Origin of the sequence: Amycolatopsis sp. WAC 01416 (assembly GCF_003947485.1) — a bacterium.
Taxonomy (GTDB): Bacteria; Actinomycetota; Actinomycetes; order Mycobacteriales; family Pseudonocardiaceae; genus Amycolatopsis.
This window is the reverse complement of record NZ_QHHX01000006.1, coordinates 108,489-126,313: the sequence shown is the minus strand read 5'-3', so window position 1 is coordinate 126,313 and position 17,825 is coordinate 108,489. Positions and strand designations below refer to the sequence as shown.

23 protein-coding genes are annotated in these 17,825 nt (G+C 68.7%); 4 read left to right on the top strand and 19 right to left on the bottom strand.

The features are described from left to right. Positions 1-109: 109 nt before the first annotated feature. The gene (locus tag DL990_RS21330) at positions 110-739 is read right to left on the bottom strand and encodes a class F sortase (RefSeq protein ID WP_125785840.1); all 630 of its coding nucleotides are present in this window, start codon (positions 737-739) and stop codon (positions 110-112) included. 7 nt (positions 740-746) lie between these two features. Continuing rightward, positions 747-1,820 carry a hypothetical protein gene (locus DL990_RS21325; protein ID WP_125785841.1) on the bottom strand — a complete coding sequence of 358 codons (1,074 nt, stop codon included), beginning with the start codon at positions 1,818-1,820 and terminating at the stop codon, positions 747-749. A 266-nt stretch (positions 1,821-2,086) separates the two neighbouring features. Here DL990_RS21325 and DL990_RS21320 point away from each other — a divergent pair, with 266 nt between their 5' ends. Both DL990_RS21320 and DL990_RS21315 read left to right on the top strand, forming a co-directional pair. Continuing rightward, positions 2,087-2,470, top strand: a complete 384-nt coding sequence (locus DL990_RS21320; RefSeq protein WP_125785842.1) for a metalloregulator ArsR/SmtB family transcription factor — start codon at positions 2,087-2,089, stop codon at positions 2,468-2,470. A gap of 2 nt (positions 2,471-2,472) precedes the next feature. Further along, positions 2,473-2,886 (top strand): Fur family transcriptional regulator, encoded by a 414-nt coding sequence (locus tag DL990_RS21315; protein WP_034316411.1) that lies wholly within the window; start codon positions 2,473-2,475, stop codon positions 2,884-2,886. A gap of 247 nt (positions 2,887-3,133) precedes the next feature. Here DL990_RS21315 and DL990_RS21310 read toward each other — a convergent pair whose 3' ends face one another. The 17 genes from DL990_RS21310 to DL990_RS21230 all read right to left on the bottom strand — a co-directional run bounded on the left by DL990_RS21310 (position 3,134) and on the right by DL990_RS21230 (position 15,337). Continuing rightward, positions 3,134-3,859, bottom strand: a complete 726-nt coding sequence (locus DL990_RS21310; protein WP_125799703.1) for a TIGR03943 family protein — start codon at positions 3,857-3,859, stop codon at positions 3,134-3,136. Then, positions 3,856-4,869: a permease gene (locus DL990_RS21305; protein ID WP_125785844.1), complete on the bottom strand. Its 1,014-nt coding sequence runs from the start codon at positions 4,867-4,869 to the stop codon at positions 3,856-3,858. The genes DL990_RS21310 and DL990_RS21305 overlap by 4 nt, the downstream gene beginning before the upstream one ends. Before the next feature lie 37 nt (positions 4,870-4,906). Further along, positions 4,907-5,329 (bottom strand): hypothetical protein, encoded by a 423-nt coding sequence (locus tag DL990_RS21300; protein WP_125799702.1) that lies wholly within the window; start codon positions 5,327-5,329, stop codon positions 4,907-4,909. Beyond that, on the bottom strand, positions 5,326-6,147 hold the full coding sequence (locus tag DL990_RS21295) for an isoprenyl transferase (RefSeq protein ID WP_125785846.1): 822 nt from the start codon (positions 6,145-6,147) through the stop codon (positions 5,326-5,328). The genes DL990_RS21300 and DL990_RS21295 overlap by 4 nt, the downstream gene beginning before the upstream one ends. Before the next feature lie 39 nt (positions 6,148-6,186). Then, positions 6,187-6,948, bottom strand: coding sequence for a DNA repair protein RecO (recO, locus tag DL990_RS21290; protein ID WP_125785847.1), 762 nt, complete (start codon positions 6,946-6,948; stop codon positions 6,187-6,189). 49 nt (positions 6,949-6,997) lie between these two features. Then, complete coding sequence (locus DL990_RS21285) at positions 6,998-7,432, bottom strand: CD225/dispanin family protein (protein WP_125785848.1); 435 nt, start codon at positions 7,430-7,432, stop codon at positions 6,998-7,000. A gap of 38 nt (positions 7,433-7,470) precedes the next feature. After that, positions 7,471-7,947 (bottom strand): CD225/dispanin family protein, encoded by a 477-nt coding sequence (locus DL990_RS21280; RefSeq protein WP_125799701.1) that lies wholly within the window; start codon positions 7,945-7,947, stop codon positions 7,471-7,473. 54 nt (positions 7,948-8,001) lie between these two features. Beyond that, positions 8,002-9,192, bottom strand: coding sequence for an RDD family protein (locus DL990_RS41905; protein WP_125799700.1), 1,191 nt, complete (start codon positions 9,190-9,192; stop codon positions 8,002-8,004). Positions 9,193-9,339: 147 nt separating this feature from the next. Beyond that, positions 9,340-9,792, bottom strand: coding sequence for a DUF2752 domain-containing protein (locus DL990_RS21270; protein WP_125785851.1), 453 nt, complete (start codon positions 9,790-9,792; stop codon positions 9,340-9,342). Continuing rightward, positions 9,789-10,139, bottom strand: coding sequence for a CD225/dispanin family protein (locus DL990_RS21265; protein WP_007034859.1), 351 nt, complete (start codon positions 10,137-10,139; stop codon positions 9,789-9,791). Before DL990_RS21265 ends, DL990_RS21270 begins: the two co-directional genes overlap by 4 nt. A 25-nt stretch (positions 10,140-10,164) precedes the next feature. After that, positions 10,165-10,506 (bottom strand): CD225/dispanin family protein, encoded by a 342-nt coding sequence (locus tag DL990_RS21260; protein WP_125785852.1) that lies wholly within the window; start codon positions 10,504-10,506, stop codon positions 10,165-10,167. Between the two features lie 156 nt (positions 10,507-10,662). Beyond that, complete coding sequence (gene era / locus DL990_RS21255; protein WP_125799699.1) at positions 10,663-11,562, bottom strand: GTPase Era; 900 nt, start codon at positions 11,560-11,562, stop codon at positions 10,663-10,665. Next, on the bottom strand, positions 11,562-11,888 hold the full coding sequence (locus DL990_RS21250) for a cytidine deaminase (RefSeq protein ID WP_125785854.1): 327 nt from the start codon (positions 11,886-11,888) through the stop codon (positions 11,562-11,564). The genes era and DL990_RS21250 overlap by 1 nt, the downstream gene beginning before the upstream one ends. After that, positions 11,881-13,233: a hemolysin family protein gene (locus tag DL990_RS21245; protein ID WP_125785855.1), complete on the bottom strand. Its 1,353-nt coding sequence runs from the start codon at positions 13,231-13,233 to the stop codon at positions 11,881-11,883. Before DL990_RS21245 ends, DL990_RS21250 begins: the two co-directional genes overlap by 8 nt. A gap of 2 nt (positions 13,234-13,235) precedes the next feature. Continuing rightward, on the bottom strand, positions 13,236-13,790 hold the full coding sequence (gene ybeY / locus DL990_RS21240; RefSeq protein ID WP_125785856.1) for an rRNA maturation RNase YbeY: 555 nt from the start codon (positions 13,788-13,790) through the stop codon (positions 13,236-13,238). Next, positions 13,787-14,872, bottom strand: coding sequence for a PhoH family protein (locus DL990_RS21235; RefSeq protein WP_125799698.1), 1,086 nt, complete (start codon positions 14,870-14,872; stop codon positions 13,787-13,789). The genes ybeY and DL990_RS21235 overlap by 4 nt, the downstream gene beginning before the upstream one ends. Before the next feature lie 114 nt (positions 14,873-14,986). Continuing rightward, positions 14,987-15,337 carry a histidine triad nucleotide-binding protein gene (locus DL990_RS21230; RefSeq protein WP_125785858.1) on the bottom strand — a complete coding sequence of 117 codons (351 nt, stop codon included), beginning with the start codon at positions 15,335-15,337 and terminating at the stop codon, positions 14,987-14,989. Between the two features lie 183 nt (positions 15,338-15,520). On the opposite strand from DL990_RS21230, the gene DL990_RS21225 reads away from it, so the two are divergent. Both DL990_RS21225 and DL990_RS21220 read left to right on the top strand, forming a co-directional pair. Further along, a complete protein-coding gene (locus tag DL990_RS21225) occupies positions 15,521-16,834 on the top strand; it encodes a hypothetical protein (RefSeq protein WP_125799697.1) in 1,314 nt (437 codons plus the stop codon). After that, complete coding sequence (locus tag DL990_RS21220; protein WP_125785860.1) at positions 16,831-17,820, top strand: glutamate ABC transporter substrate-binding protein; 990 nt, start codon at positions 16,831-16,833, stop codon at positions 17,818-17,820. The genes DL990_RS21225 and DL990_RS21220 overlap by 4 nt, the downstream gene beginning before the upstream one ends. The last annotated feature ends 5 nt before the right edge of the window (positions 17,821-17,825 follow it).

The following is a 17,825-nucleotide window of genomic DNA, read 5'->3' as shown; positions in this document are numbered from 1 at the left end:
TACTCCTTGCTCGCGTCAAGCCGCCGAGGCGGCCGGTGTCGCTAGACACGCGACGCGAGCCGAGAGAGGTTGCACCGACTTCCGCATTTCGTCATCTGGATGCGGGAGTTCAGGCGGGCGGTCCGGAGACGGGAGTCGCGACGACGACCCGGTTGTCCCGGTAGCCGTCCGTCCCGCCGAGGTAGTCGCCGCCGCAGGTCACCAGGACCAGCCGGTGCGGCCCGCTCTGCGCGAACAGCTTCGCCGCCTGCACGGGCAGGTCGTTCTTGTGCACCGTGACGACCTCGCGCACGCGATAGACCCAGATGCCGCCCGCAGCGTCGCTGACGGCCACTTCCTGGCCTTCCCGCATTCGCCACAGCTCGTCGAACGGTCCTTTGGCGCCGCCCCAGTTGACGTGCCCGGAGATCAGCGACGTACCCGCTTCGGCGCCGAGCCGCGCACCCCACCAGGCCGCGTCGCCGAGCCCTCGCGGGATCGGGAGGACACCGTCGGAGTTGACCTCGGAGCGGACGAGCTTCGCCGATCCGCCTTCGGGCAGCCGGATGGTGCCGGGCCGCTGCCCGCGTGTCGAGCTGTCGGCGGGCAGAGCCAAGGGAGCGCCGTCCTCACCCGGCATGACCGCGGGTTCCGCGAACGAGACCGCCTGTTCCGGCGGGATCCAGGTCAGCACGATCACGCCCGCGGAGATGGCGAGCGCGGAGACGACGGCGGAAAGTCCCGCCAGCCAGTGCCGCACGGGGCCGCTACTTCTCCCGCACCGGAACGGGCTTACGACGGCGAAGGAACAGCATCGCCGCGGCACCGATCACGATGCCGCCGCCCAGCAGTCCCAGCCCGACCACGGTCCGTGTCGAGTCGGCGGTCTGCGGCGGGATACCGCCCGCGGGGACCGTCCCCGGCACCGCGGGCTGCTCGGGCGCCGCGCCCGGTCCCGTGCCGCCGGCGGGCTTCGCCACGAAGTTCCTCGGGATCGCGCAGCTCACGCCGCCGAGCACGATCGTCGTGCGGGCCTCGCGCAGGTCCTTGCCCGCGTCGTCACGCACATGCGTGACGATGTCCAGCTTCCAGCCCGCCGCCTTGGTCACGTCACCGCTGCGCCAGCCGTCCTGCCGGATGAGCTGGTCGAAAGCGGTCACCCGGGACACGGTCAGGTCGGAGGTGGTCTCGTCCTTGCTGGCCGTCTTGTCGATGTCGCCGGTCGAAGGCGGACCGAGCTTGAGCCCCTTGACGTCCACGCCCGAAGCACCGGACGGCTGCAGCTTGCCGGTTTCGTCACGCACCCAGATCTTGCTCACGCTCGTCGCCGACGTCGCCTTGCTCGGCGACGAGCAGTCCACCGAGCTCTTCGCGCCTTCGAGCACCAGCACGGTGTTCTCGGCGGGTGTCGCGCCGCCGCGGCCGTTGTCGATCAAGGCGTAGTTGCTCTCCGCGACCGCCGTCGGGACCGTGGTCTGCTGCAACGCGGCGATCACGTTGTGGTCGCGGCTGGCGATACCGGGCGGGTACGGGCTCTGCGCCCCGTAGCGGCCCAGGTTGATGTCCCATTTCTTGCCGAAGGTGGTGCGCTCGCCGTCGTCACGCGGGACGACGGTGCGATCCGGGGAGAGTTTCGACTGGCCGGGCGTCAGCGGCGAGCGCTGGGTCTCGGTGATCAGCGATCCCGGGTTCCCGATGCGTACGGAGGCCACGTTCGCGAACGACACGGGGCCGGACTTCTCATCGACGGCCTGTGTCGTCTGCGCCGAGGCGAGCCCCGGAGTCGATGCCAAAACGAAGGCCGCCGTCGCGGCGGCCAGCTTCGTCACGAAACGAGTCATGTCTCCCCACTGCCTCTCCGGGCCCTCAGAGCGCGGTCGTCAGCGTACGAGAAGCGACGAAACGCTCCGCGACAACCTTGCACCGTTGGCGACCACATGCGAAGTGGAATGGTCATTTCTTTGCGAAGTCACCCGAATGGAGCAGTAACGACGCGGCCAAGTGGTCTCCCGCTCGGCGAACAGACCGCCGGGGACGGGGAACACTAAGATGGCCTGGACTGTTACTGGCAATGACTTCGGAAATCATGATGGACATGGAGGCGGCGATGGCTACGGTGACCCCGGACTCGGCCGCCCCGGGCTTCACGGAAGACCCCGGACCGCATTCGACGGCCCGTCCCCCCGCCGAACCCGCCGCCTCGGCCTCGGCCGCCGCCCTCTCGGACGCCGGCGACCTGCTCAGAGCACTCGCCGCCCCCGTGCGCATCGCCATCGTCCTGCAACTGCGTAACGCGGACAGGTGCGTACACGAACTGGTGGACACGCTCGATGTCGCGCAGCCGCTGATCAGCCAGCACCTGCGGGTGCTGAAGACCGCGGGTGTCGTACAGGGTGAGCGACGCGGCCGTGAGGTGGTGTACCGGCTGGTCGACGATCACCTTGCGCATATCGTGGTGGACGCCGTAGCCCACGTTCAGGAGGGGAAGTGAGCATGAGTCCGACGACGGCCAACAGTTCCGCGCCGGTCCCGGGACGCCGGTCGACGAAACAGCGGGCCGCCGTGGTCGAGCTGCTCAAGGAGATCGACGACTTCCGTTCCGCCCAGGAACTGCACGACGAGCTGCGCAAACGCGGCGACGGCATCGGGCTCACGACGGTGTACCGGACGCTGCAGTCGCTCTCCGAGGCCGGCGAGATCGACGTCCTGCGCACCGACACCGGCGAGGCCATCTACCGGCGCTGCTCGTCGCACCACCACCATCACCTGGTGTGCCGGATCTGCGGCAGCACCGTCGAGGTCGAGGGACCGGCCGTGGAGCGGTGGGCGGAGAAGATCGCCTCGGAGCACGGGTTCTCCGACATCAGCCACACCGTGGAGATCGTCGGGACCTGCTCGAACCACTGACGTCCCAAGCGCTATGAAAGGTCCTTTCCTTGCAAATTTTGCAAGGAAAGGACCTTTCATAGCACGCGGTCAGTGCTCGGCGTGCCTCCCGTGAAGGGCCTTCACGCGGCCGCCGACCAAGGCAAAAGCTGCAATGAAGGGGCCTTTCATAGCAAATTTCGCTATGAAAGGCCCCTTCATTGCAGCCGGGAGCATCCTGGTCAGCAGGACTTCGGTCGCGTGTCCGTGAAGCAGGAAGAGCATCCGGTCAGTACTCGTAGGGGTCCTTCGGCGCCGGCACCTGCCGCACCGAAGTGAGCGTCAAGTCCGGCATGTAGCTGTTCTCCCGCACCGCGGTGCCCGGCACGACCGTCCCGGTCACCTCCAGCCAGGTGTCGTCGCGGAAGCCCGCCACGTCCTGGCCCACGAGCCGCACGGTGATCGGGAAGGCGTCGGCGGCGCAGCAGCCGATCACCATCCTGGCCAGCATCGTGTTGCCCTCGTTGTGCACGACGAATCCGGACAGCCGCACCGTCCGCCCGTTCAGGCTCCCGCTCTTGTCCCACCCCGCGCGGCTGACGAACTCGTTGACCTCCAACGGAACCACGTCCCCGGCGGGTAGGGGCGGGAAGGCGGCCGCGTTGCTCGCCGAAGCGCTTTGCGGCGCCCTGGCCTCGGTGCGGGTCACCGAATCGGCGCCCAGCGCGGGCGGCGCGACCAGGAAGACGGCCAGCACCGGCACCATCAGCAGCCAGGCCGAACGGGTGTTGTGCTCATGCGCGTGGACGTCGCCGGACACGACGGCGGCGGCCCGCGCGGCCAGCAGGTCGCGGGCGATCGCGATCGCGCCCAGCGTGACCATCACCGCGCCGCCCGCGATGATCCATGGCTGCTGCGCGGGTTTGACGTAGCGCAGGTAGTCGCCGTTGATCGTGATCTTGAGCAGGGCCCCGCCGAGCAGGATCAGCAGGATGTTCTGGGTCTCGCGTTTCACGCGCCACCCCCGAGGATGAGCACGCCGGAGACGACGGCGCAGGACAGCGCGACGACGAACGTCACGGGCGCGAACCGCAGCGCGAAGGATTTGCCGAAGGTGCCGGTCTGCAAGGCGAACAGTTTCACGTCGATCGCGGGCCCGACCACCAGGAACACCAGTTTCGGCAGCAGCGGCATCGCGGTCAGCGACGCGGCGACGAAGGCGTCGGCCTCACTGCACAGGGCCAGCACGACGGCGAGCACGGCCATCACCAGCACCCCGAGCACGATCTGCTCGCCGAGCACACCGAACCATTTGGCGGGCACCAGCACGTTCATCGCGGCGGCGATCATCGCGCCGAGTACGAGGAAACCGCCCGCCTCGACGAGATCCGCCCGCGCGGTTTCGGCGAAGGTCTTCCAGCGTGAACCGTGCTGGACGTCCGGCATACGCCGCAACGCGCGCTCCGCGATCCAGTCGAGCTTGCCCCACTTCGCCCACAGCCAGCCCATCACCATCGCCGTGGCGAGCGAACCGGCGAACCGGGCGAACACCATTTCGGGGTTCCCGGGGAACGCCACCGCCGTCGCGACCAGAACCACCGGGTTCACCGCGGGCGCGGCCAGCAGGAACGTCAGCGCGGCCGCGGGCGCGACACCCTGGCCGATCAGCCGCCGCGCGACGGGCACCGACGCACATTCACAACCCGGCAGGGCGACCCCGGCCAGCCCCGCGACACCGACCGCGGCACCGGCTCGGCGAGGAAGCACCCTCTCCAGCACCCGCGCGGGCACGAACGCCGCGATCGCGCCGCTGATCAGCACCCCGAGCACCAGGAACGGCAGCGCCTGCACGCAGACGGCGACGAACACCGTCGAGCCGGTCCGCAGCGCGGGCACGTCGAACACCTGCTGGAGCCAGGTCTGCCCGAGGATGGCGATCAGCAGGATCGCGCAGAGCACCTCGATCGAGGTGATCTTGAACCGCCGGGCCGGCTTCTCCGGGGCGCTTCTGGAAATGGTTTCCATGCGCGAGATGATGCCAGGTGACCCTGCGTTCCGGCGGTCACTCCCCGGGAGCGGTGCCCAGGAGGTCGGAGCGCAGCTGCGACGCGGTGGAGACGACCAGCATGAGCAGCGTCCCGAGCGGCGAGGCGTCCATGCCTTCGGCCGGGAACGCGTACCTCAGCGTGATGTCGATGCCCTTCTCCGACCGCACGACGCCGAGCGTGCCGAACAGGCCCTGTCCGGCGCGTTCCGCCGCCGAGGCCGCGATCGCCGGGTCGTCCGGCAGGTCCCAGGCCACCACGCAGGTCAGGCTCAGCACGGTCAGCCCTTCGGCCAGCCGGGTCGCCTGAATGACACACGGGACGTCCGCGTGCGAGAAGGTCAGCGCACCGTCGTCGTCGACGTGGACTTCGAGATAGCGCTCGAGGGCTTCCCGTGCCGACGTCAGCAACGCCGCCGTGTCCGCTGCTTCGGTGGTCATGAGGTCCCTTCGGAAGCCTTGTCGATGGCCCCGCCGAAGCGGCGGTCCCGTTTCGCGAACTCGAGGCAAGCCCGCCACAGGTGGGTGCGGTCGAAGTCCGGGAAGAGCGTGTCCTGGTAGACCATCTCGGCGTAGGCCGACTGCCAGAGCAGGAAGTTCGACGTCCGCTGCTCCCCCGACGGCCGCAGGAACAGGTCCACGTCCGGCATGTCGGGCTGGTACAGGTACTTGCCGATGGTCTTCTCGGTGACCTTGTCCGGGTTCAGCTTCCCGTCGGCGACGTCGTGGGCGATCCGCCGCATGGCGTCGCCCAGTTCGGCGCGGCCGCCGTAGTTGACGCACATGGTCATGTTCAGCGCCGTGTTGTTCTTGGTCTTCTCCTCGGCGACCTGCAGTTCCTTGATCACGCTCGCCCACAGCTTGGGACGGCGGCCCGCCCAGCGGATGCGGACGCCGATCGAGCCGAGGTAGTCGACCTGACGACGGATCGTGTCGCGGTTGAAGCCCATCAGGAAGCGGACCTCTTCCGGGCTCCGTTTCCAGTTCTCGGTGGAGAAGGCGTACACCGACAGCCATTTGACGCCGAGTTCCACGGCACCGCTGGCGACGTCGATCATCACCGCTTCGCCGCGTTTGTGGCCCTCGATGCGCGGCAGTCCCCGCTGGTTGGCCCAGCGGCCGTTGCCGTCCATCACCAGCGCGACATGCTTCGGGAGGAGTTCCCGGGGGATCTCCGGCGGCCGGGCACCGGACGGATGCGGCTCCGGCGCGCGAAGTTCGAATTGTGACGCCTTGTTCTCGCGTCCCCTGCGCAGCACCTTCGAGCCTCCTGATCGAGTGAACCTGTGCCTGCGACCCTACTGCGCTCCGGTGGTGCTCTCCCGAGCACGCCTCTCCACCAGCGGCAGCGAGCGCAACTGACGCTCCAGATGCCACTGCAGATGCGCCGCGACCAGTCCGGACGCGTCACGCCGCGGCACCGGCTGCGACGCTTCGGCCACCGGCCATTCGCCGTGCAGAAGCGCCGCGAGCAGGGTCAGCACCTCCTGGGAGGGGTGCACACAGCCGGGAACCCGGCAATCCGGGCACATCGAGCCGCCTGCCGACACGCTGAACGCCTTGTGCGGACCCGGCAGGCCGCATCGGGCGCATTCGGTGATCGCGGGCGCCCAGCCGGCATAGGCCATGGCTCGCAGGAAGAAGGCGTCGAGCACGAGGGAACTGTCACGTTCACCGCCCGCGAGAGCGCGAAGGGCGCCGACGACGAGCATGTAGAGCTTGAGCACCGGCTCGCCCTCTTCGGCGGACAACCGGTCCGCCGTCTCGGCGATGGCGCTCGCGGCGGTGTAGCGCTGGTAATCGGCCACCAGCGGAAGGGCGAAGGCGTCGACCGTCTCGACCTGGGTGATCACGTCCAGGGAGCGGCCGGTGTAGAACTGGACGTCGACGTGGCCGAACGGCTCCAGCCGCGCCCCGAAGCGCGATGAGGTCCGACGCACGCCTTTCGCGACCGCACGGACCTTGCCGTGCCGCCGCGTGAGCAGGGTGACGATCCGGTCGGCCTCACCCAGCTTGTGCGTCCGCAACACCACGCCGGTGTCGCGATAGAGGTTCACCACCCCGACATCGTCCCACCAGGGACCGACATCGGGGTGGTGCGCCCCGGAATCAGCAGTAGCGCCCGTAGCAGCTGGGCACGGACGAAGCCGCGACGATCGAGATGATGATCATCACGATGGCGAAGACGCAGCCAAGGCCACCGATGATCGACGCGATCATGCACATGGTCCTCGTGGACCGCGACGCGTCCGCGGCGGCGGCGTAGTTGCCCTGCATCTTGTAGGTGTTGACCTCGTTGGACTTCATGATCGCGAAGATCGCGATGATCCAGCAGAGGAAGATGCAGCCGATCGCCCAGCCCTTGTAGTCCTTGATGGCGTTGATGTCGCCACCGCCACCGGGCATGCCGCCCGGGGCGCCGTAGGGAGAAGGCTGGCCGTACGGAGCCGGCTGACCGTAGGGGGCGGGCATGCCGCCGGACGGCGGCCCGTAGCCGGGCTGCTGCTGTCCGTAGGGCTGCTGCTGGCCGTAAGGGTTGGTCATGAAAGTGGTCCTCGTTGTTCTTTCGTTCTACGGTCGGACTAGAACGCCGTCGCGGCGGCCAGGATGATCCAGAGAATGGAGAAGAGGCAGCCGACACCGCCGATGATCGACGCGATCATGCACATGGTCTTCGTCGACTTCGACGCGTCCATGGCGGCGGCGTAGTTGCCCTGCATCTTGTAGGTGTTGACCTCGTTGGACTTCATGATCGCGAAGATCGCGATGATCCAGCAGAGGAAGATGCAGCCGATCGCCCAGCCCTTGTAGTCCGGGATCGAGTTGATGTCGCCACCGCCACCGGGCATGCCACCCGGAGCGCCATACGGCGCGGGCTGACCGTACGGAGCGGGCTGGCCATAAGGCGCCGGCTGGCCGTACGGCATCGGGTTCGCACCGGACGGCTGACCGTACGGCGCGGGCGTGGCGCCGGACGGGGGTCCGTATCCGGGCTGAGGCTGCTGGCCATAGGGCTGCTGCTGGCCGGGGCCGGGCTGCTGGCCGTACGGGTTCGTCATCGGGTTCCCCACTTGTGTCGTGCTTCCCGGCGGGTGGATCCCGCCGGTCGTTCCTTACTGCTGCGGTGTGCCGGGCCCATTCGACCCGTCCGCTCCTGGCAACTGCTGCCTCAGCTGCTCCGGCGTGATCTTCTGCGTCGGCTCGGCTTCGTCGAACCCGGACGGCGCCTGCTGAGGTGGCTGGCCGGGGCGAAGGACCTGCGTCGGCTCGGCCTCGCCCAAGGCCGGTCCCGGCTGGGACTCCGGGGACGGCGCCGCGGTTCCCTGCGGCTGCTGCCCGAACGGCTGGGACGGCTGCTGCCCGGACGGCTGCGGCTGCTGAGCCTGCTGCCCGAACGGAGAAGGCTGCTGCTGCGCGCCGAACGGCTGCTGCTGCGGCGGCTGCTGGCCGAACGGCGAGGGCTGCGCGGGGAGCGGCGGCTCGGGGAATCCCGGCGCCTGGCCGAACGGCGCCGACGCGGGCGCGGCTGCGGCTTCGCCCGGCACCACCACGGTGCTGAGGATCTTGTCGGCGAACGTCTGCTTCTTCTCGTCCCACAGCGGCCAGAGGTAACCGAGACCGCAGACCCAGCCGTCCAGGTTGTGGCACAGGTCCCGGACGAAGGCCATCAGCGGGCCGATCGGCTGCCCGTCGCTTTCGCGGACGAGCTTGATGTTCACCATCTTCTTACCGAGCGACTGGCCGGTGGTGCCCATCTTGATCCACCGGTTGTAGACGGTCCAGCCGATGCCGGCGAGGTAGCCGATGGCGGAGATGATGCCGCCGATGAGCGAATTCGCGTTCGTGGCGATGATGGCGCCGATGATCGGAAGCACGAAGATCGGCGCGAAGTCGATCAGGGTCCCGGCCGCGCGCAGGCCCCAGTGGGCGTAGTCGGTCTGCGGGCCGAACTGGGCGGCCGACCCGAACGGCGAGGGCTGGCCCTGCTGCCCGAACGGCGAAGACTGCGGGGGTTGCTGCCCGAACGGCTGCTGCTGCTGCTGCTGCGCGCCGAACGGCTGCCCCGGTTGCTGCGGCTGCTGACCGAACGGAGCCTGCTGAGGTTGCTGCCCGAACGGTGAAGACTGCTCACCCTGAGGAGCCTGCTGCGGCTGCTGCCCGAAGGGCGAGGGCTGTTCTCCCGACGGCGGCTGTCCGAACGGCTGCTGCGGCTGCGGTGACTGCAGCTGCCCGTCCCCCGGCGGGGGCCCGGACCCGGGCGGCGGCTGCTGTCCCGGCGGCTGCTGGCCGTAGGGAGTGGTCATCGAAATCCCCTCGCTGGTTCCTCGCCCCTGGCGCACGGGGCCTCGTGCGGCGACCCGGGCTGAATGTACGGCATGGGTATACGCCGACCAGACCGGTGCGCGGGAGCGTACTCGGTACCACCGACGATCCGGGCCTCGGCCCGGCACTCAGACGTAGAGCGAGGTGAACGGGGCGAAGGGCAGGTTACGGATGATGAACCAGACGACGAACACGACGCCGAACGCGAGCGGTGTCCAGCGCCAGTGCAGCCAGCTGTTCACGGCCCGGCCGCGAAGTCTGCCCACCGCCCAGGCGGCTGTGCTCCAGACGAGCAGCAGAACGACCACAAAGGACACCGCGTTGTAGTGCAGCGCGGCGGGGATGTCCCCGTGCAGCGCGCTGTAGACCATGCGCATGCCACCGCAGCCGGGGCAGGCGATGCCCAGCAAGGACTTGGTGGGACAGACCGGAAGCGGTCCGCCGGGAGTGGTGGGATCACCCAGCCAGAGGACGACGCAGCCGAGGCCGGCGCCTGCCGCGATGGCCAGGGGCGGCCCCAGCGCGCGGGCCCTTGCTTTGAACCCGCGCGCCGGGAATCCCGTGTAGACGGACGTCGTCACGGCGTGAAGCTTCCCGCCGACGCGCCGATGATGACCATCACCACGATGAAGATGATGTACAGCAGGAAAAGTCCACCGGTGGCGATCGCTCCCCACATGGACCACTTCTTCGCGTCGTCGGCGGCCTTCTGGGCTTCCGCGTGGAAACCCTGTGACCACAACGTCTGCACCTGGCTCGACTTCACGATCGCCACGATACCCAGCGGCAAGCAGCACAACACCGTGCAAAGAATGGCCCACACCAGGTTGTTGTCCGGCGGGGGACCGTAGTTCGGCATGCCGCCGTAATACGGCTGCTGCGGCGGAGGCCCGCCCGGGGGCGGGTAGTTCGGGTACTGGTCGGTCATGAGGTCTCCCCCTCGATCGCCGGGATCAGCGGTAGTTGTTCACGTCCACCGAGGCCGCGAAGACTCCGAGAACGACGACGAGGACAACGTACAGAACGATGATGATGCCACCGACGATCGCCGCGATGATCGACCACTTCTTGGCGGCGTCGGCCGCTTCCTGCGCCGCGGCGGGCTGGCCCTGCGCCCAGAGGGTGTTCACCTGGTTCGCCTTGACGATGGCGACGATGCCGAAGGGCAGGCAGCACAGGATCGTGGTGAGGATGGCCCACACCAGGTTGTTGTTGGGCGGCGGGCCGGGGTTGTTGAAGCCGCCACCGCCCTGAGGGTCGCCGGAGTAGTTGGGCAGGCCCTGGTTGTCGGTCATTTACCGCTTTCCCTTCACGAATGAGATGCAGAACTGCGACCCGGGCGCGCCGCCCGATCAGCGATCACCGGAGTCAAGGGTTGAGACTCTAAGGTCACCCGTCCGGTTCCACATCATCAACCGGTCTCCGCGACCGAATCGAGACATTCCGTTCAGTCAGAAGCCCAGCCGTCGCAACTGACGGGGGTCGCGCTGCCACTCTTTGGCGACCTTGATGTGCAGGTCGAGGTAGACCTTCGTGCCGAGAAGCCCCTCGATCTGCTGCCGCGCGCGGGCGCCGACGTCCTTGAGCCGCTCACCCTTGTGCCCGAGGATGATGCCCTTCTGGCTCGGTCGTTCCACATAGAGGAACGCGTGCACGTCGATCATGTCGTCTCTGCCCTCGTGCGGCAGCATTTCCTCGACGGTGACGGCGATCGAGTGCGGAAGCTCGTCCCGCACATCCTCCAGCGCGGCCTCGCGGATCAGCTCGGCGACCAGGGTCTGCTCGGGCTCGTCGGTGAGTTCGCCGCCCGGATACAGTTGCGGGCCTTCGGGAAGGTGGCGTACCAGCAGATCCGAGAGCGCGCCGACCTGGAAACCGTCCACAGCGGACACCGGGATGAGTTCGGCGAACTCCATGACCTCCTGCAGGGCGAGCAACTGCTCGGCGACCTGCTCGGGTTTCACGAGATCCGTCTTGGTGACGACGCCGATCACCGGGGTTCGCTTGGCGATCTTCTTCAGTTCGGCGGCGATGAACCGGTCACCGGGACCGACTTTTTCGTTGGCGGGCACGCAAAGCCCGACAACGTCCACTTCGGACCACGTCGAGTGGACGATGTCGTTGAGCCGCTCGCCGAGCAGTGTCCTCGGCCGGTGCAGCCCCGGCGTGTCGATGATCACCAGCTGGGCGTCGTCGCGGTGGACGATGCCGCGGATGGCGTGCCGGGTGGTCTGCGGTTTGCTGGAGGTGATCGCCACCTTGCTGCCGACGAGCGCGTTGGTCAGCGTGGACTTGCCCGCGTTGGGCCGCCCGACGAAGCAGGCGAAACCGGAACGATGCGGCTCGGCCATCAGCTCAGCACCTTGCCACTGGGATCCGCGAGATAGACCGGGGCCTTTTCGGCGATGTCGCGCACTGCCTGCACGGACGCCTCCTTGAGCAGCCCTTCGGCGGTGACCACGACGGCGGCCTCGATTCCTTCGGCTCCGCTCGAAACGGCGGCGGCGACGGCGGCCTGCAGCGCGGTGAGTTTGAACGACGGCTGGTCGACCGTGCTCGCCGCGTAGGTGCGGCCGTCGGTGTCGCGAAGCGCGGCACCCTCGGCGGCCTGGGTGCGGGCTCGCGCGGACCTGGCCAGGGTCACCAGCTTCTGGTCCTCGGCGTCCAGCTCAGGCATGTTCGACACTCCTGTCACTTTCATCGGACTGCGGGACCCGGGTCCGACGCCTGCCCTGGGCTGCGTCGGTCACCGCGTCCGCGTCGGCGGGGTGGACGACCACCGTGGTGATCCGCATCCGCCCGCGCCGATCCTTACCGCCTTCGGCGAACAGCCGAAGTCCGGCGACCTCGGCTTCGGCCCCCGGCAGCGGGACCCTACCCAGTCGCTCCGCGAGCAGTCCGCCCACGGTCTCCACGTCATGGTCTTCGAGATCGATCCCGAACAGTTCGCCGAGGTCGTCGATCGAGAGCCGGGACGAGACGCGGACCGCGCCGTTTTCGAGTTCTTCGACCTCGGGACGCTCGTCGGTGTCGGATTCGTCGGTGATCTCGCCGACGATCTCCTCGAGGACGTCCTCGATGGTGAGCAGGCCGGCGGTGCCGCCGTATTCGTCGACGGCGATCGCCATGTGGTTGTGCGAGACCTGCATCTCCTTGAGCAGATCGTCGAGCCGCTTCGAGTCCGGCACGAAGCTCGCCGGGTTCATCAGCTCCTCGACCTGCCGCTGCGAACCGCCCTCGGCCATGTACGCGGGCATGAGGTCCTTGATGTTGACCACGCCGACGACGTCGTCGACGGAGTCGCCGATCACCGGCAGCCGGGTGAACCCGGTGCGCAGGGCCAGCGCGAGCGCCTGGCGCACGGTCTTGTCGTGCTCGATCCAGACGATCTCCGTCCGCGGCACCATGACCTCGCGCGCGACGGTGTCGCCGAGTTCGAACACCGAGTGGATCATCTCGCGTTCGGATTCCTCGACGACGCCGCGTTCCTGGGCGAGGTCGACGAGCTCACGCAGTTCGACCTCGGACGTGAACGGACCTTCGCGGAAGCCGCGGCCGGGGGTGATCGCGTTACCGAGGACGATCAGCAGCCTGCTGAGCGGGCCGAGGATCGAGCCGAGGACGCGGACGGGACCCGCGACGACGAGACCGATCCGGTACGGGTGCTGGCGGCCGAGGGTGCGCGGGCCGACCCCGATGAGCACGTAACTCACCACGACCATCACCCCCGCCGCGACGACGATGGCGAGCCACAGCGGCCGGATCCAGCGGAGGATGTCGACGGTGACCAGCACCGTGGCGGTCAGCTCGCAGGTCATCCGCAGCAGCAGGATCAGGTTGATGTGGCGGCGGCGTTCGGCGATGACCAGCGCGAGCTGACGCGCGCCGGGGCGGCCGAGCCGGACGAGGCCGTCGGCACGGGCCTTGGAGACCGTGCTGACCGCCGCGTCGGCGGCCGCGAACACCCCGGCGAGCAGGATCAGCGCGATCGCGATGACCAGCAGGGCCGTGGGACTACCCATTTCTAGGCGGGGGGTTCGTCGGCGGGCACGGTGTCGAGACCGGCGGTGCCGAGGAGCCTGTCGTCCGCGGTGCGCTGCGCGTCGCGCCTGTTCACCGCGGCCACGGCGGCCTGGAACTCGCCGAGGATCCGCTTCTGCAGACCGAACATCTCGCGTTCCTCGGCGGGTTCGGCGTGGTCGTAGCCGAGCAGGTGCAGCACCCCGTGCGTGGTGAGCAGGTGCAGCTCGTCCATCAGCGAATGGCCCGCCGTCTTGGCCTGGTCCTTCGCGAACGCCGGGCACAGCACGATGTCACCGAGCAGCGCGGGCGAGGCGTCGGGCGCGTCGGGGCGGCGCGACGAGTCGAGCTCGTCCATCGGGAAGGCCATCACGTCGGTGGGACCGGGCAGGTCCATCCACCGTTCGTGCAGGTCCTCCATCACCTCGAGGGTGACCAGCAGGATGGACAGCTCGGCGAGCGGGCTGACCTCCATCTTGTCGAGCGCGAAGCGGGCGGCCGACACGATCGACGTCTCGTCGACGTTCACGCCGGACTCATTGGCGATCTCGATGCTCATGACCGCCGCTGACCCTTCCAGCCGTTGCCCTTGTCCTGGCTGTCCTGCAGGGCCTGCCACTTCTCGTACGCGTCGACGATGTCGCCGACGAGCCTGTGCCGCACCACGTCCTGGCTGGTGAGCTGGGCGAAGTGCAGGTCATCGACACCTTCGAGGATGTCGCGGACCACTCGCAGGCCGCTCTTCTGGCCGGTGGGGAGGTCGACCTGGGTGACGTCACCGGTGACGACGATCTTGGCGCCGAACCCGAGCCGGGTGAGGAACATCTTCATCTGTTCCGGCGTGGTGTTCTGCGCTTCGTCGAGGATGATGAAGGCGTCGTTGAGGGTGCGGCCGCGCATGTACGCGAGCGGCGCGATCTCGATGGTGCCCGCCTGCATCAGCCGCGGGATCGACTCGGGCTCGACCATGTCGTGCAGCGCGTCGTAGAGCGGGCGCAGGTACGGGTCGATCTTCTCGTTGAGCGTGCCCGGCAGGTAGCCGAGGCGCTCGCCCGCTTCGACCGCGGGGCGGGTCAGCACGATGCGGGTGACCTGCTTGGCCTGCAACGCCTGGACTGCCTTGGCCATCGCGAGGTACGTCTTGCCGGTACCGGCGGGGCCGATGCCGAACACGATGGTGTGCTTGTCGATCGCGTCGACGTAGCGCTTCTGGTTGAGCGTCTTGGGCCGGATCGTCTTGCCGCGCCGGGAGATGATGTTCATGCTCAGCACTTCGGCCGGTGACTCGTGGTCACCGGTGGAGAGCATGCCGACGGTGCGGCGGACGGTGGCCGGGTCGACCTGCTGGCCGCGGCCGGCGAGCGTCACGAGTTCGGCGAAGACACGTTCGGCGAAGGCGACGTCGGCGGGGGCGCCGGTCAGGGTGACCTCGTTGCCCCGGACGTGGACGTCGGCGGCGAGGAGTTCTTCGGCGACGCGGAGGTTTTCGTCCCTCGAGCCGAGCAGGCTGAGCGCGGCGGCGTCGGGGATGGGGAATCGGGACTGGGCCGCTTCGATGACAGCGGCCTCGTCGGCCTTCGTCGGGGTGACGTCCGTGGGAACGTCGGGTCGGGCGGCTTCACCCGGTACGGTTCCGGCCACGTGGCCTCTGGCCTACTTCCTGCGCTTACGCTGCGATTTTCAACGACAGTGACAAGGTCGATGTTACTGGTTGCGGGTGCCGGCACGCAGGCCGGTTTCCGCAGGCCGCGCGCTTCAGCGTCCGAAATGCCCCAGCTGCTCGCCGCCGAGCACGTGCGCGTGCACGTGGAAGACGGTCTGCCCGGCGTCACGGTCGGTGTTGAAGACCACCCGGTACCCGGATTCGGCGATCCCCTCGAGTTCCGCGACCTTCTTGGCGGTGGCGGTCACGTCGGCGAGGAGCCGCGGGTCCGCGGCGGCCAGTTCGGCGACGTTCCGGTATCGCTTCTTCGGCACCACGAGCACGTGGACCCGCGCCTGCGGCGCTATGTCCCGGAACGCATAGGTCGTGTCGTCCTCGTACACCTTGTCGGACGGGATCTCGCCCGCGATGATCCGCTCGAACAACGTCTCCGCGTCACTCATGACCTCACCCTATCCCCACTCCCACCCCCACCAGGAGGCTGCTTGCGGTCGTAGGGCGACAAGCGTCGTGAGTGCTTCAGGACGACGGGAACCGTTGACACCATTGTGACCTTGGAAGCGCCGAACTCGGGGTGTTGTTCGCCGCCTGCCGGTTAAGATCGGCTGCTTGCAGGGGGGTACTCAATGACGACCCAGACTCTCGCCGCGCCGCCGTCGGCCGGTGGTACCACCGGACCACAACGGTCCCGCTTGGCGCGATGGACCGGCCCGCGCACGCCGGCGCGGCTACGGCGCATCGGCATCGTGTTGACCCTCGCCAGCCTGGTGACCGCCGTGATCAGCCTGGTCAGCGGCATCTCCAGGGCCGGCGCGATCGACGACGCGGGAAACCGCGACGCGTCGTTGACGCAAGCCGCGGGCGAGATTTACCAGGCGCTCGCGGACGCCGACGCGATGGCCACCAGCGGCTACGTCTCGTCCGGCCAGGAGCCGCCCGCGATCCGCGCCCGCTACGACGCCGACCTCAGCCGCGCCGGCCGGCGACTCGCGGAGGCGTCCCGGCTGATCACGCCGGACGATCCGGCCGCGAAGCCGCTGGACGTCATGATCACCGGGCTGCCCGCCTACACCGGGCTGATCGAGACGGCGCGCACCTACAACCGGCAGGGACTGCCGCTCGGCCAGTCCTACCTGGCGCAGGCGTCCACTCAGATGCGCACCCAGCTGCTGCCCGCCGCCCAGTCGTTGCGCCACACCGAAGTGAGCGCGCTGAACGCCGACTACCAGCGGGCCAGCGCCCTGCCGATCGCGGTGGTGGTGTTCGGGCTGGCGCTGCTGTTCATCGCGCTCGACTTCTCCCGGAAGGAGTTCCGGCGGACCCGCCGCAGGCTGAACCCCAGCGTCGCCGCCGCGTGCTGCGCGGTCGTCGCCGGGCTGCTGTGGTGGACGGTGGCCACGGTGTCCACCGGCAACGCGCTGGCCGACGCCAACGAGGCCAGTGACGCCGCGACCGCGCTGGACGAGGCCAGCACACTCGTCCTGCAGGCGCGCAGCAACGAGAGCCTCGTGCTGGTCGCCCGCAGTGGCGGCAGCGCGTCCGACGACGATTTCACCGGCCAGATCGACCGATTGCTGGCAGGCGACGGACCGCTGGCCGTCGCCGGGGCCAACGGTGTGGACGTCGCCGGTATCCGCGAGGCGACCGGCACCTGGGTCGACGCGCACAAGAATCTGCGGGAGGCCGACGACGAGGGCCGCTACGCCGACGCCCTACAGGCCGCCGTCAGTACCGACGAGGGCAGTTCGGGTTCCGCATTCACCGTTCTGGACAAGGCTGTCGGCGACGCGGGCGACACCGCGCGGGCCCGGCTGTCCGCCGCGACCGGTGACGCGGGCGACGCAAGCGCATTGCTCGGGTTCGGCCCTGCCGTGTTGTTCGCGTTGGCGGCTGCCGGATTCGCGATCGGTATCGCACGCCGAGTGGAGGAGTACCGATGACCGGCCCGGTGAAAGCCACGATCAACGTCCGGCGGCCGGTGGTCGTCCTCGCCGTCGCTGCGGTGTTGTCGCTGGGCAGCATCGCCGTACCTTCGTTGCACGGCAACGAATCCGTGGCCGTGGCTACCGACGACTCAGGCACCAAGGCGCCGTCGGCGAAGCGGCAGGAGTGCGACACCGTCAAGGACAGCCTGCGCCCGTCGGGCTCGTTGCCGTCGCCCGGCGCCATGCCGTCCGGCTCGACCATGGCGAAGATCCAGCACCGCGGGCGCCTGATCGCGGGCGTCGACCAGGGCAAATACCTGCTCGGTTACCGCAACTCGCAGACCGGACGGCTCGAAGGTGCCGACATCGACATCGTCCGCATGATCGCCCAGGCGATCCTCGGCGATCCGGACAAGGTCCAGTACGTCGTACGCGACGTCGCCGACCGTACGCGCCTGATCGAGCAGGGCCAGGTCGACGTCGTGGTCAACACGTTCAGCGCGACCTGCGACCGGCAACGCACGGTGGAGTTCTCCACCGCCTACTACGACGCGACCCAGCGACTGCTGGTCCCGGCGAAGTCCGGTGTGGACGGAGTCGAGCAGCTGGCAGGCAAGAAGGTCTGCACGTCGATCGGCTCCACCACCGAGGTCGTCCTGCGTAAACCCCAGTACGGGCTGGACGTGGTCACGCTGGCCGGTATCCCCGACTGCACGGTCGCGTTGCAGCAGGGCAAGGTCGACGCGGTGTCCAGCGACGACGGCATCCTCGCCGGAATGGCCGCGCAGGACCCGCAGACCAAGGTCGTCGGACAACCGCTGGCCAACGCCTACTACGGCGTCGGGATGGCGCCTCAGCAGCCGGACCTGGTGCGCTTCGTCAACAAGCTGCTCGAACGCGACCGCGCCAATGGCAGTCTCGCCGCGAGCGCCCAGAAGTGGCTGGGCGCCCAGCTGAACCCGGTACCGCCGATCCCGGCGGCCCGCTATCGCGACTCGTGAGTGGT